This is a genomic window from Streptomyces sp. NPDC056161 (assembly GCF_042268025.1).
Lineage (GTDB): Bacteria > Actinomycetota > Actinomycetes > Streptomycetales > Streptomycetaceae > Streptomyces.
The window spans coordinates 98,265-110,133 of record NZ_JBHJUV010000013.1 but is presented as its reverse complement, the minus strand read 5'-3'; the positions used below and the strand labels follow the sequence as shown (position 1 = coordinate 110,133).

12 protein-coding genes are annotated in these 11,869 nt (G+C 70.4%); 3 read left to right on the top strand and 9 right to left on the bottom strand.

Going from position 1 to position 11,869, the window contains the following annotated elements; translation table 11 throughout:
• Window positions 1-142: 142 nt before the first annotated feature.
• A complete protein-coding gene (locus ACFC09_RS14585; RefSeq protein WP_376527388.1) occupies window positions 143-1,006 on the top strand; it encodes a fumarylacetoacetate hydrolase family protein in 864 nt (287 codons plus the stop codon).
• A 114-nt stretch (window positions 1,007-1,120) separates the two neighbouring features.
• Here the strand turns inward: ACFC09_RS14585 and ACFC09_RS14580 are convergent, their stop codons facing one another.
• Both ACFC09_RS14580 and ACFC09_RS14575 read right to left on the bottom strand, forming a co-directional pair.
• Entirely contained in the window at window positions 1,121-2,044 is a 924-nt protein-coding gene (locus ACFC09_RS14580) for an RNA polymerase sigma-70 factor (protein ID WP_376527385.1), read from the bottom strand.
• 162 nt (window positions 2,045-2,206) lie between these two features.
• A complete protein-coding gene (locus ACFC09_RS14575) occupies window positions 2,207-2,974 on the bottom strand; it encodes an SDR family oxidoreductase (protein ID WP_376527382.1) in 768 nt (255 codons plus the stop codon).
• 211 nt (window positions 2,975-3,185) lie between these two features.
• On the opposite strand from ACFC09_RS14575, the gene ACFC09_RS14570 reads away from it, so the two are divergent.
• Window positions 3,186-3,635 carry a hypothetical protein gene (locus ACFC09_RS14570; RefSeq protein ID WP_376527379.1) on the top strand — a complete coding sequence of 150 codons (450 nt, stop codon included), beginning with the start codon at window positions 3,186-3,188 and terminating at the stop codon, window positions 3,633-3,635.
• 187 nt (window positions 3,636-3,822) lie between these two features.
• Here the strand turns inward: ACFC09_RS14570 and ACFC09_RS14565 are convergent, their stop codons facing one another.
• The 6 genes from ACFC09_RS14565 to ACFC09_RS14540 form a co-directional block, all read right to left on the bottom strand.
• Window positions 3,823-4,851, bottom strand: coding sequence for an aldo/keto reductase (locus ACFC09_RS14565; protein ID WP_376527377.1), 1,029 nt, complete (start codon window positions 4,849-4,851; stop codon window positions 3,823-3,825).
• A gap of 76 nt (window positions 4,852-4,927) precedes the next feature.
• Complete coding sequence (locus ACFC09_RS14560; protein WP_376527374.1) at window positions 4,928-5,350, bottom strand: VOC family protein; 423 nt, start codon at window positions 5,348-5,350, stop codon at window positions 4,928-4,930.
• 305 nt (window positions 5,351-5,655) lie between these two features.
• Window positions 5,656-6,453: an SMI1/KNR4 family protein gene (locus tag ACFC09_RS14555; protein ID WP_376527370.1), complete on the bottom strand. Its 798-nt coding sequence runs from the start codon at window positions 6,451-6,453 to the stop codon at window positions 5,656-5,658.
• A 200-nt stretch (window positions 6,454-6,653) separates the two neighbouring features.
• Window positions 6,654-7,088 (bottom strand): VOC family protein, encoded by a 435-nt coding sequence (locus tag ACFC09_RS14550; RefSeq protein WP_376527367.1) that lies wholly within the window; start codon window positions 7,086-7,088, stop codon window positions 6,654-6,656.
• 281 nt (window positions 7,089-7,369) lie between these two features.
• Window positions 7,370-8,314 carry a ketopantoate reductase family protein gene (locus ACFC09_RS14545; RefSeq protein WP_376527364.1) on the bottom strand — a complete coding sequence of 315 codons (945 nt, stop codon included), beginning with the start codon at window positions 8,312-8,314 and terminating at the stop codon, window positions 7,370-7,372.
• A 68-nt stretch (window positions 8,315-8,382) separates the two neighbouring features.
• Window positions 8,383-9,834 (bottom strand): MFS transporter, encoded by a 1,452-nt coding sequence (locus tag ACFC09_RS14540; protein WP_376527361.1) that lies wholly within the window; start codon window positions 9,832-9,834, stop codon window positions 8,383-8,385.
• 144 nt (window positions 9,835-9,978) lie between these two features.
• On the opposite strand from ACFC09_RS14540, the gene ACFC09_RS14535 reads away from it, so the two are divergent.
• Window positions 9,979-10,455 (top strand): winged helix-turn-helix transcriptional regulator, encoded by a 477-nt coding sequence (locus ACFC09_RS14535; RefSeq protein ID WP_376527358.1) that lies wholly within the window; start codon window positions 9,979-9,981, stop codon window positions 10,453-10,455.
• Between the two features lie 124 nt (window positions 10,456-10,579).
• On the opposite strand, the gene ACFC09_RS14530 is transcribed toward ACFC09_RS14535, so the two are convergent.
• On the bottom strand, window positions 10,580-11,815 hold the full coding sequence (locus ACFC09_RS14530) for an MFS transporter (protein ID WP_376527355.1): 1,236 nt from the start codon (window positions 11,813-11,815) through the stop codon (window positions 10,580-10,582).
• Between the last annotated feature and the right edge of the window lie 54 nt (window positions 11,816-11,869).

The window sequence follows — 11,869 nt, the reverse complement described above, 5'->3', positions numbered from 1 at the left end:
CGGACCCAGCGGCCCGGTGGCCGGGGGACCCAGCGGCCCGGTGGCCGGGGGACGAGACTAGGGATTCCACGGATTACCGGGCACGCCGTCCGCTGAAAACTGAGCAGCGAGTCGAATGGCCGCGCCACGAGAGGAGTGCGTGATGAAACTCGCTACGTTCGACGCCGGTGCTGGACAGCATGTCGGTTTCGTGGACGGTGACAAGGTGATGGACCTGACGGCGGCCGATCCGTCGTTGGCGACGATGATCGAACTGCTGGAGCGGGGCCCGAGGCAGGTGTCGGAATCCGTCGGCTCGGTCCCGGGCCTTTCCCTGTCGGAGGTGAGGCTGTGCGCGCCGGTGCCCAGGCCGCCGAAGTTTCTCGCCATCGGCTACAACTATGCCGCCCATCTCGAAGAGACCCATATGGAGCGGCCCACCCGGCAGGCATGGTTCAACAAACAGCAGACCTGCATCATCGGGCCCGGCGACCCGGTATGGATCCCGGCGGTCGCCCCGAACGAGGTCGACTACGAGGGCGAACTCGGCCTGGTGATCGGCAAGCGGTGCAAGAACGTCCCGAACGAGAAGCAGGCCGTGCTGGACGTCGTCGCGGGGTTCACCATCGTCGACGACGTCAGTGTGCGCGACTGGCAGACCCTTGAGCCGGGCATGGTGGTCAGCAAGTCCTTCGACACCCATGGCCCGGTCGGCCCGTGGATCGTCACCCCGGACGAGATCGGCGACCCGCTCGACCTGCGGTTGCGGACCTACGTCAAGGGCGACCTGCGCCAGGACGGACATACGGCGGACATGCTGTACGACCTGTACGAGCAGGTCTCCTACCTCTCCAGCGCGTTCACCCTGGAGGTCGGAGACGTGCTGGCCACCGGCACCCCGAGCGGTATCGCCTGGCACCGGCCCGGCATGTATCTCAAGGCGGGCGACACCGTTCGCATCGAGATCGACAGGATCGGCTTCCTGGAGAACCCGGTCGTCGACGAACCCCGCCGACCGGCTGCGTAGCGGGATCTCCGCCGAGGCCGGGGCGTACCGAGGCGCGCGCCCGGTCGACTCGGGGGACCGGCGAGGACGCCCTGAGCGTCGGTGGCAACCGGTGGAGCGCGGTCGGTTCCTCGGTCAATCCGCGGGCCGGTGTGCCTGGTTCGCCTCGCGGAGGGCCTCCCAGGCGTCCGCCACCAGACCGACGTGCCCGAGCTTGTCGGGGTTGTTCACCGTGCGGATCGTCTTGATCCGCCCATCGAGCACGTCAAGTGCCCAGGCGCTGAGGACCTGGCCGTGCCGGTCGCGGAAGACCGAGCCCGGCTGTCCGTTCACCTGCTGCGGCTCCACCATGCCACCGCTCCTGATCACCAGCGGGACGAACGCCGCCAGCGCCCGGAGCACGTTCTCGGCGCCAAGGATGACGGGCTGGAACTGCGGGGCCTTGCCGCCGCTGTCGCCGATCATGTGAACGTCGGCGGCCAGCAGCTCGGTCAGCCCGTCGACGTCTCCTTCGCGGAAGGCGTCGAAGAACCGTTCGGCGAGTTCCTCGCGTTCCTTCCGGTCGGCCTCGAACCGGACCCGGCCCGCGTCCATGTGACGGCGTGCCCGCACCGCGAGCTGGTGGCACGCCGCTTCCGACCGTCCCACGGCCGCGGCGATCTCCGTGAAGCCGAAGGCGAACACCTCCCTCAGCACGAAGACCGCGCGCTCAAGCGGGGTGAGCCTCTCCAGCAGGAGCAGGGCCGCCATCGACACCGAGTCCGCCAGCTCCGCCGACCGCGCCGGATCCTCGTAGGGGTCGGTCAGCAGCGGTTCGGGGAGCCACGGTCCGGCGTACTCCTCCCGCCGGACGCGGGCCGAGCGCAGTACGTCGATCGAGATCCGGGTGACCACGGTCGACAGGAACGCCTTGGCCGACCCGGGCCGGGTGGAGGTGGCCTGGTAGCGCAGCCATGTCTCCTGGACCGCGTCCTCCGCCTCGCTCACACTGCCCAGGATCCGGTAGGCGATCGAGAACAGCAGCGGCCGCAGCTCCTGGAACTCTTCGGTCCTCGTCACGCCGGCTCCTCCTTGTTCGTGAACACCGCAGCCGAGTGGCCCCACTCCTGGTCGTGCGGCGGGGGCCGGAACAAGTCCGTACGGGACACCTCCTTCGATCCACGCCGCCGTGAGAGGTGCTCTGTCGCCGGACCGGGACAACGCAGTTGTCCGGGGCCACCGTCACCAGGGCACCGGACCCCCCTCACCGAAGAAGCCTCCGGTCGGTCCGTCCGTGCCGAGCGTAGCCAGGCGCACCACGACTGCGGCGCCCTGCGAGACCGTGAGGACCCCGGTGTGGTTGTTGCTGTCCGTGCCGACGAAGCCGGGGGCGACCGCGTTGACCAGGATGCCGTCCCTCCGTAGCTCATTGGCGTACTGCACGGTCAGTGCCGTCAGCGCGGTCTTGGACGGCGAGTACGCGGCCGACGGCAGCAGTGCCGTGAAGGGGCCGTCCGGATCACTGGTGAGCGTCAGCGACGCGGCGTGACTGCTGACGTTGACGACGCGGGGTGCCGGTGACCGCCGCAACAGCGGCAGCATGGCGTTGGTCACTCCGATCACCCCGAGGACGTTGGTCTCGAACACCGCCCGGACCATGTCCAGGTCGACGGAGCTGGGGACCTGATCGTGGGCGTCTTCGGGCGACACCCGTCCGGAGCCGGTGATGCCGGCGTTGTTGACCAGTACGTCGAGCCGGCCGAAGCGCTTCTCGACCTGCTTCGCGGCCTCTTGGACGGTGGCCTGGTCGGTGACGTCCAAAGTGACCGCGTGCGCGTCGCCGCCGGACGCGCGCACCGCCGCAGCGGCTTCCTCACCGCGTTCCGGGTCTCTGGCCCCGATCACGACCGTCATGCCCAGTGCGGCGAGTTGCTCGGCAACGCCACGACCGATCCCCTTGTTCGCCCCGGTGACCAGCGCGACCTTCCGGCGCGTGCTCTTCTCGCTCATCAGCTGCTCCCTGTTGTCGAGGAGGGTCGGCGAGGCGGGTTCTTCCCGGAACCCGCCTTCACAGCCTGAGACGAGACAGCCCGGCCATCTCTGACATGCGGGCAGCGGGAGTTCTTCAGCCAGGAGAGGTCCGGCCGAGGTCAGGCGGGGGCGACCGCTTGGCCTCCTGGCCTCCTGGCCCAAGAAATCGAACATGTGATTGAATCTGGGCATGGTGCACAGGATGTTTCCGCTCGACTTGGTCCAGGCTCAGCGCGACTGGAACCGCACCTACGCGGCGTTGGAGCGGCGGCCGTTCCGGACGGTCGCGCTACGGCGTCAGCTCCAGCGGCTGTCGGTCCGGCTCGCCTCCCATCCGTATTGGGGGACTGCGGCCGGCCGGTCGCCCGCGGCGAGGGTCGAGCTGCGTCAGCATGTCCGGGAGTTGCAGGAGGCGGAGGGGCGTCTCACCGACCAGCAGGAACGCATCCTGGCGTGTATCAGGGAGTGGGTGGCCGCCCGCGGTGAGACACCCTCGATGCGGGAGATCGGCAGGAGGGTGGGTCTGTCGAGCACGGCGTCGGTCGCCTACCAGCTGGACCGGATGGAACAACTCGGTGTCATCGACCGCGACCCCGGCCAGGGCCGCGGTACGGGGCGGGGGATCGCCCTGCGGTGGTGAGTGTGCATGAGTGCGTACGGGTGCGTATGGGTGCGTGTGAGTGCGTATGGGTGCGTATGGGTGCGTGTGAGTGCGTACGGGTGCGTATGAGTGCGTGTGAGTGCGTCGCGCGGCGGCTCACGCCACGCACCGGCCGCGCACACGCGGGGTCGGGGTCGGGTCGGGCAAGGCCGCGGGCGCGGGTCGGTCAGGCCGCGGAGCGGCCCTCACGGGGGCGGCGACGCAGCGCCGGTTCGGACACGGACGGCGGCGTGAAGCCGACGTCCAGCGGTCCGAGGTCGGTGCCGGGCGCCACAATGGCGTCGATCTTGTCCAGGACGGCGTCGTCGAGGACGGTTCCGGCCCCGGCGAGCAGGTCCTCCAACTGCGCCGGGGTGCGCGGTCCGATGATCGCGGAGGTGACGTCGGGGTGGCCGACGGCGAAGGCCATGGCCAGGTGGGTGAGTGACACCCCCGCTTCGGCGGCGACCGGCAGCAACCGCTCGACCGCTTCCAGCTTGGTCGCGTCGGTGAGGTGCCCGGGGACCCAGTGCATACGGGCGTTGTCGACCTGGGCGCCCTTGCGGTAGCGGCCGGTGAGCAGGCCCATGGCCAGCGGGCTCCACACGAGGACGCCCATGCCGTAGCGGCGGCACACCGGGAGGACGTCGCGTTCGACGCCCCGGTTGAGGACGGAGTAGGTGGGCTGTTCGGTGCGCATCCTGTGCAGTCCGTGCCGCTGCGCGATCCACTGGGCTTCGACGATGTCGGCCGCGGGGAGGTTGGACGTGCCGATCGCGCGGACCTTGCCGGCACGTACGAGGTCGGTGAGCGCGGAGAGGGTTTCCTCCATGTCCGTGTACGGGTCGGGATGGTGCACCTGGTAGAGGTCGAGGTGGTCGGTCCGCAGACGGCGCAGTGAACCCTCCACCGCCCGCATGATCCAGCGCCGCGAACTGCCGGACCGGTTGGGGCCCTCGCCCATGGGCCCGTTGAACTTGGTGGCCAGGACCACGTCGTCACGGCGGCCCTTGAGCGCTTTGCCGAGGATTTCCTCCGTCTCGCTGTAGCCGTAGACATCGGCCGTGTCGATGAAGTTGATGCCCGCGTCCAGCGCGCGGTGGGTCATGCGGACGCACTCGTCGTGGTCTGCGTTCCCGTTGGGGCCGAACATCATCGTGCCCAGGCAGTAGGCGCTGACCTCGATGCCGGTCCGCCCCAGTTGTCGCATACGCATGCTGATGGTCTCTTTCACAGGGGAGGGGCCGGGCCGCGGGACGCGCGGCCCGGCGATGTCGTGCGGGTGGGAGGGGTCAGCCGTTGTAGGGCGCGGTGACGTCCAGGACCCACGTCACACCGAAGCGGTCGGTGAGCATGCCGTAGAGCGGGGCCCACGGGGCCGCCTCCAGCGCGCGTACGACGGTCGAGCCCGGTGTGAGCTTGTCCCACAGGGCGCCGATCTCCTCGGCGTCGGTGCCGCGCACGGAGACGAAGAAGGGGTTCTGCCCCTGGTTCCACGGCAGTTGGGAGGGCACGTCGTAGGCCATGACGTGGAAGCCGTTGTCGCCGGCCACCTCACCCCACATCACCCAGTCGGCCTCGTTCTCGTTCTGCACCGCTCCCGCGTCCTTGTAGGTCACCGCGACCGACCGGCCGCCGAACACGGACTGGTAGAAGCCGAGCGCCGCGCGCGCCTGGCCCCGGAAGTTCAGGTGAGTGGTGGTCGTGACGGACATGGCGCTACTCCTCGCAGCCGACGGGCGCGGCCGGGCGGCCGCTGTCCCCACCCGGAGGCGTTGCTCCGGGCTCTTGCGAGGACAACACTTCCGCCAGTGCAGGACAGGTTGTGTCCTGTACTGGTGGTGCAAAAATTCTTGCTGGTCGTCACCGTGAGATCGGTGTACCGGCCGGCGGTTGACCGTCTTCGCGGGCAGGGTGGTCAGGGGGCCTGTGAGGCGCCTGATGGTCTTGTTGTCGCCGGCCTGGGGGAGCACATGGCTCCGCAGCCCGGCCGCAGGATGCCGTCGGCGGCGAGGCTCGGTCAGTCACCTTCCTGGTAGTTCATGAACCAGTGGGTGTCGAAGTAGCGGGCCATCGTGAACCGGTGGTGCGGGTCGACGAGGATGCGGCAGACGAACTCCGCGGCCTGGCACTCGAAGGGGATGTCCGCGTTGTCGAAGGACCGGACCACGACGGGCCACCGGTCGGGATTGTCGCCGACGGCCCTCCAGCAGTACAGGTCCTCGTGCTCGGTGCCCGCCCAGATGAGCAGCCCGTCCTCGCTGAGATCCGTCCACGGCTCCTGGTTCAGGTCGAGGTATCCGTCGAAGGCGCCCTTGCCGAACGTCTCGACCATGCGCTTGTAGTCGCCCGGCAGCGCGGTGCCCAGGCGCGACTCCACCTCCGCCCAGTCCACGTCCGGCCGCTGGGCGGGCTGTGTCCAGCCGGTGATCCGTGTCAGCCGCTCCATCCAGTCGACGTCCTCGTCCGCAGCTGCCGCCAGGGGTTCGGGCACCTCCCTGTGCGCGACCACCAGCACCGGCCGTTCGGTCCCCTCCGCGTCCCGCGCCGTACCCGTGCCGACCCACTGGTCCCCGTACGCCCACGCCCGTATCTTCACGGCCCGGTCCTCGAAGGGGGCCAGGAGAGCCGCGCCCCCGGACTCGTCGACCGTCGGATCGGTGAAGCCGTCGAGGACGAGGGTGCGCGGGGCGCCGTACCTGTCGGCGAGCAGGTCGGTCAGATCCCGCGTGTCCAGGTCGCTGGGCAGGTACAGGTAGCCGTCCGCCGGGCCGAGTCGGGCCAGCAGGTCGTTGACGGTCGCTTGCGTGAGCTGCATGGCGGACAGTCAAGCGCACCGCACTGACAAGGGACGTGCTCACGGACGTATCGACCTCGGTCCGGGGTGTGGGAGAGGTCTGAGGGAGAGGCACGGGGGAGAGGCCCGGCGGAGAGGTCTGAGGGAGAGGTCTGAGGGAGAGGCCCGGCGCGGAGAGGTCTGAGGGAGAGGGCGCCCCAGCTCGCCGTCCCGGAGGGCGCTCAGTCGAGGCAGAACTCGTTGCCCTCGATGTCCTGCATCACGATGCACGACTCGTTGTGGTCATCGGCGGGCAGCAGTCGCACGCGTACCGCGCCGAGCGCCACCAGCCGTGCGCACTCGGCCTCAAGCGTGGCGAGGCGTTCTTCGCCCACGAGCCCGGTGCCGACCCGTACGTCGAGATGCACCCGATTCTTGACGACCTTGCCTTCGGGAACGCGCTGGAAAAACAGCCGCGGGCCAACGCCTGAGGGATCACCGCAGGCGAACGCCGAACCCTGCCGCTCAGGCGGCAGCGAACGATCGAAATCGCCCCACGTCGCAAACCCCTTCGGCGGCGGCGGTACGACGTACCCCAACACCTCGCACCAGAAGCGAGCGACGCGCTCGGGTTCCGCGCAGTCGAAGGTGACTTGGAACTTCTTGACCGATGACATCGGCGCACCCTAGCAGGGGGACTTCGGCGCTCACTTGCCAATAATGGCAGCGGATGACGATCGCCGAGCGGCAGGAGGACTCTCCCGACGTGGTTTCCCGACGTGGTTTCCTTCACCCTGCGCCGGGCCGACGACCGGCCGTGCGCTTCCTTCCGGCCGGGCCAGTACATCCCGCCCCGGCACCGGCGGGCCTGACCCACACCGTCCCGTCATCGACGGGCCCGGCCCACATCCGTGCCGGCGATCTCCTTCTTTGAGGCCCCGTCAGGGAAGTTCCGCGTTCAGCGCTGATCGGGGTCGGCAGCCAGGTGCCGGTCGTGAACCCTGAGACGGACGACGGCGGCGTCGAGCAGCGCGGTGGACAGTCCGTGGCGCCGTCCCTCCGCGGCGAGGGAGACCAGCACCTGGTCGACCTCGGTCGGGCGCCCCTGCGCCACGTCCCGGTACATCGAAGGAACGAAGGGTGATCCCTGCCGCGAGAGCGTGGCCAGCAGACCCGCGTAGGCGTCCGCCGGGAGCGGGTGGCCGGCCGCGTCGGAGACGGCCGCGGCCTCCGCCAGGACGGCCGCGGCGAAGTCCGGGCCGCCCGGCACGCCGGCCACGTCGCCCACGGTGCCCTGGGCGAGGCACGTGATGACCGTGGCGGCACTGATGAAGACCCACTTGTGCCACATCGCGGTGCGGATGTCGTCGCATACCCGCAGATCGAACCCGGCCGACCCCAGTGTCTCGGCGGCCACCCGCAGCCGCGGGGTGTCCGCCCCGTCGAGTTCGCCGATCTCCATGCTCGCGGCGGGTGCGGACACGGTGACGGTTCCGTCCGGTGCGAGCTGTGCCTCGACCTTGACCACACCGCCCAGGACCGCATGGGGGAACCGGGAACCGATCGCGGCCAGGTGGCCGATGCCGTTGAGGAACGGGACGATCGCCGTGTCGGCGCCGACGGCCGGGGCCATGTCGCGCAGCGCCGCGTCGAGCGCGCCGCCCTTCACCGTCAGGAGGACGAGGTCGTAGGGGCCGATGAGGTCAGCGGCGGTCACCAGCTTCGGAAGCAGCCGTTCCACCTCGTCGGCCCGGCCGCCCGTCGAGATCCGCAGACCTTCGCTGCGCAGTTCGGCGGCGCGTGCCGGTCGTACCAGGAAAGTGACGTCGCGGGACGCCTGGGCCAGCCTGGCTCCGAAGTAGCCGCCCGTGGCTCCGGCTCCGACGACGAGGATGCGTGTCATGGGGGATCGATCCTTTGCTGTGGTGGCCGACCGCGGGCGGGTGCTCCTCGCGGTCGCGGGCCGCGCGGTCAGTGGGCGTCGGCAGGGGCGTGCGCCGCTGCGGCAGGGTCGGAGATGTCGGCCGCCCGTGCCGCTCGGTCCCGGGCGGCGCCGCGGGTGATCTGGAGGCCCACGAACGTGCACAGCAGGCTCAGGCACGCGGCCAGTACCCAGGAGGCGCGGAAATCCTGCCGGGAGGACGGTCCGATGTGGGACCCGACGACGGCGACGAGGACGGCGACCCCCACGGTGGCGGAGATCTGCCGTACGGAGTTGACCAGCGCGGATCCGGTGGCCGAGCGGTGCCCCGGCAGGGCGCTGACTCCCGCGGCCACCAGGGTGCCGAGCGCCAGGCCCACGCCTGCTCCACTCATGATCATGCTGGGCAGCAGGTCGACCCAGTAGTCGGGGGAGGCGGAGGCGAAGCCGGCCCGCCAGAGCATGGCGCCGGTGAAGAGGAGTCCCCCGACGGCGATCAGGGGGCCGTGCCCGTAGCGCTGGGCCGCTCGGGCGGTGAGCAGGGTGACGACGGGCACCAGGGTCGGCCCCGGCACCATCGCAAGGCCGGTGCGCAGCGCACTCCAGTGCCAGACCTCCTGGCACCACAGGACGTTCGACAGGAGCATGATCGCGAAAGCGACGCCGAAGACGAACGTTCCCGCGTTGGCTGAACCGAACCGGGGCAGTCGCAACAGGTCCAGTTCGAACAACGGGTGGCTGTGCCGGACGGAGCGCAGGACGAACGCCGATCCGCTCAGCACCGCGACCGCGAAGAGCAGGACGGTCCTGCCGTCCAGCCAGCCCCAGTCGGGTCCCTGGACCAGGCCGCCGGACAAGGTCGCGACCGCGACCGTGACCAGAAGCGCGCCCAGCATGTCGGGCAACGGTCCGTCCTCCCGGGCCTCCGTCCGCGGCAGCACCAGGAGGCCGGCGATCACGGTGGCGATGCCGAGGGGCACGTTGATCACGAAGACCCAGCGCCAGTCGACCTGGACCAGCAACCCGCCGGCGACCGGTCCCGCCGCGGCGGCGAGTCCGCCGATGGCCGCCCAGTTCCGGGTGGCCCGGGTACGGTCCTCGGTCCGCACGGTGGCCAGCAGCAGGGCCAGCGAGGTCGGCAACTGGGCCGCGGCGCCGACCGCCTGCACGGCGCGGGCCAGTACGAGCGCCCACAGATCGGGTGCGAGGGCGCAGGCCAGTGAGGCGAGCGTGAAGACGGTGACGCCGCCGAGGAAGACGGGCCGCTGCCCGATCCGGTCCGCGGTCCGGCCGGCCACGACGAGCAGTGCCGCCAGGGCGATGGCGTACGCGTTGAGGACCCAGGACAAGGAGCCGAGTGTGGCGGTGTCCCCCTGCCCCGGCGAGAACGACGCGCCCATGGCGGGCAGGGCGACGTTGACGATCCAGAGGTCGAGGTTCGTCATGAAGACCGCCAGCAGGATCACGACTCCGGCGACACGTTGCTTTGATATTCCAATCAAGGCCATGTGCTCCAGCAGAGCACAGGCTGATTTGAATTTCAAACCGAACTGATGGGTGTCTCTCCCGGTCCGTCCTGGCCCGGCCTCGGTCCGACCCCGGAGGCTGGCTTTGATATTCAAAGCATCCGGTGTGATACTGGCTCGATGACGACGAAACGCATCGATCCGCACGAGCTGGCCGGACGTCCCTGTTCGCTGGCCGCCTCGCTCCAGGTGATCGGTGACCGGTGGTCGCTGCCCGCAATCCGTGAAGTGATGCTCGGCAACCACCGGTTCCGGCAGATCGCCAGGAACACGGGCGCACCCACGGACCGTCTCTCTGCACGCCTGAAGAACCTGGTCGCCGCCGGTGTGCTGGAACAGCGCCCGCTGCCGGACGACCCCCGGCACCACGGCTACTACCTCACCGGCGCCGGACAGGACCTGGTGGGCGTCGTCCGGGAACTGCTCCGCTGGGGAGACCGCTGGGCGGTCACCTCACCCCCGTTGCGCATGCGGCACCGCGACCACGAACTCCTGCCCCGGACCGTCTGCGAAAGCTGCGGTGAGACCGTCGATCCGCACGACGTGCACCCCGAGGTGACCGTCGAGGGCTGGACCCTGGCGGGCCCCACCGGCTGACCCGGCCCCACCGGCTGACCCGGCCCCACCGGCTGACCCGGCCCCACCGGCTGACCCGGCGTCACCGGCCGAGCAGGTGCGTTCTTCCGCTCCACCGTCATCGGCGGTGTGCGGTGTCGGCGAATCAGCTTCCCGTCGACGGTTCCCCACGTGTCGACTGCCGTTGCGGTGTGCGCAGCAGGCGTAGGCCGGCGAGGCTCTGGAGCGTCATCGCGGTGGCGGCCGTCGCGGTGACCGCGAAGCCACCGCGTGACCCCAGCGAGTCGATCGCCCAGCCGGAGACCGCCGCCGCGGTGGCCGAGCCTGCCGCGCTCGCGGAGCCCAGCCAGGAGAACGCCTGGGTCAGAACGGTCTGGTGGACGGTGGACTCGGTGAGCACGGAGAAGAGTACGAGCAGGGGTGGGACGGTGGCACCGGTCAGCACCACGACGAGCCCGAGCCCGAACGGTGAGCCGACCGTGAGGAGCAGTAGTGTGCCCAGCGTCAGTGTGCTGCTCGTCACGAGCAGTTGCACCGGGGGTGCGGCACGCCACCGGCGCAGCCCGTACAGCCATCCGGCCAGCAGTCCGCTGCAACTGGAGACGGCGAAGACCGGGGCCGTGGCGCCCGGTGCGCCGTGCTCCACCGTGAACGCGGTCACCGACACCTGCATGGCACCGAAGTAGACGCCGATGGCCAGGTTGAGGCCCATCAGTACGACGATTTCGCCGCGAAGCGACGACCGGTCCGCACGGGTGCGCGCGGCGCTGTCGGCCGCCGGGGAGGGTGCGCTGCCGCGCTGCGCGGCGAGGAGCAGACCGCCGCCCACCGACAGGGAGGCGGCCAGCGCCGTGCCGACCACGGGGTGTCCGGCCGCGGCGAGTGCGCTGACCGACGCCGGGCCGACGAGGTAGGCCACCGCGTTGCTGAGGGACTCCAGCGTGAAAGCGGTGGGGAGTTCAGCCGCTCGGCCGGTGCGCAGCAGTGCCGCCCAGCGTGCCGCGGACATCGCACCGAGTTGCGGCACGCTGACCCCGACCAGCGCTCCGCCCAGAGCCAGGAGGGCGTCGGAGGCGTCCGCGGCGACCAGGGACACGAGGGCGGCCACCGCGAGGGCGTGGGCGAGAAGCGCGGGCGGCAGGACGCGGGTCTGTCCGAACCGGTCCACGAGCCGGGCCAGTTGTGGCGCCCCGAGCGCTTCGGACACCGCGAACCCGCCGGTGACCAGGCCGGCCGCGGAGAAGGTGCCGGTGTGGGCGTGCACGAGCCAGACGATGCTGAGGCTGGTCATCGCGCCGCCGACCTTTCCGAAGGAGGCCGGCAGGAAGAAGGCCGCCGCACCCGGGGTGCGCAGCAGGGAACGGTAGTTCGCCGACGGCACGGCGAGTCCTGTCCGCTGCCCGGCGGGGCGGCCCACCTGGGTCGTCGGTGCCCG

Coding starts and splice junctions, on each gene's coding strand:
- ACFC09_RS14585 (WP_376527388.1), top strand. CDS start 143: ATGAAACTCGCTACGTTCGACGCCGGTGCTGGACAGCATGTCGGTTTC.
- ACFC09_RS14575 (WP_376527382.1), bottom strand. CDS start 2,974: ATGAGCGAGAAGAGCACGCGCCGGAAGGTCGCGCTGGTCACCGGGGCG.
- ACFC09_RS14570 (WP_376527379.1), top strand. CDS start 3,186: ATGGTGCACAGGATGTTTCCGCTCGACTTGGTCCAGGCTCAGCGCGAC.
- ACFC09_RS14565 (WP_376527377.1), bottom strand. CDS start 4,851: ATGCGTATGCGACAACTGGGGCGGACCGGCATCGAGGTCAGCGCCTAC.
- ACFC09_RS14560 (WP_376527374.1), bottom strand. CDS start 5,350: ATGTCCGTCACGACCACCACTCACCTGAACTTCCGGGGCCAGGCGCGC.
- ACFC09_RS14555 (WP_376527370.1), bottom strand. CDS start 6,453: ATGCAGCTCACGCAAGCGACCGTCAACGACCTGCTGGCCCGACTCGGC.
- ACFC09_RS14550 (WP_376527367.1), bottom strand. CDS start 7,088: ATGTCATCGGTCAAGAAGTTCCAAGTCACCTTCGACTGCGCGGAACCC.
- ACFC09_RS14545 (WP_376527364.1), bottom strand. CDS start 8,314: ATGACACGCATCCTCGTCGTCGGAGCCGGAGCCACGGGCGGCTACTTC.
- ACFC09_RS14535 (WP_376527358.1), top strand. CDS start 9,979: ATGACGACGAAACGCATCGATCCGCACGAGCTGGCCGGACGTCCCTGT.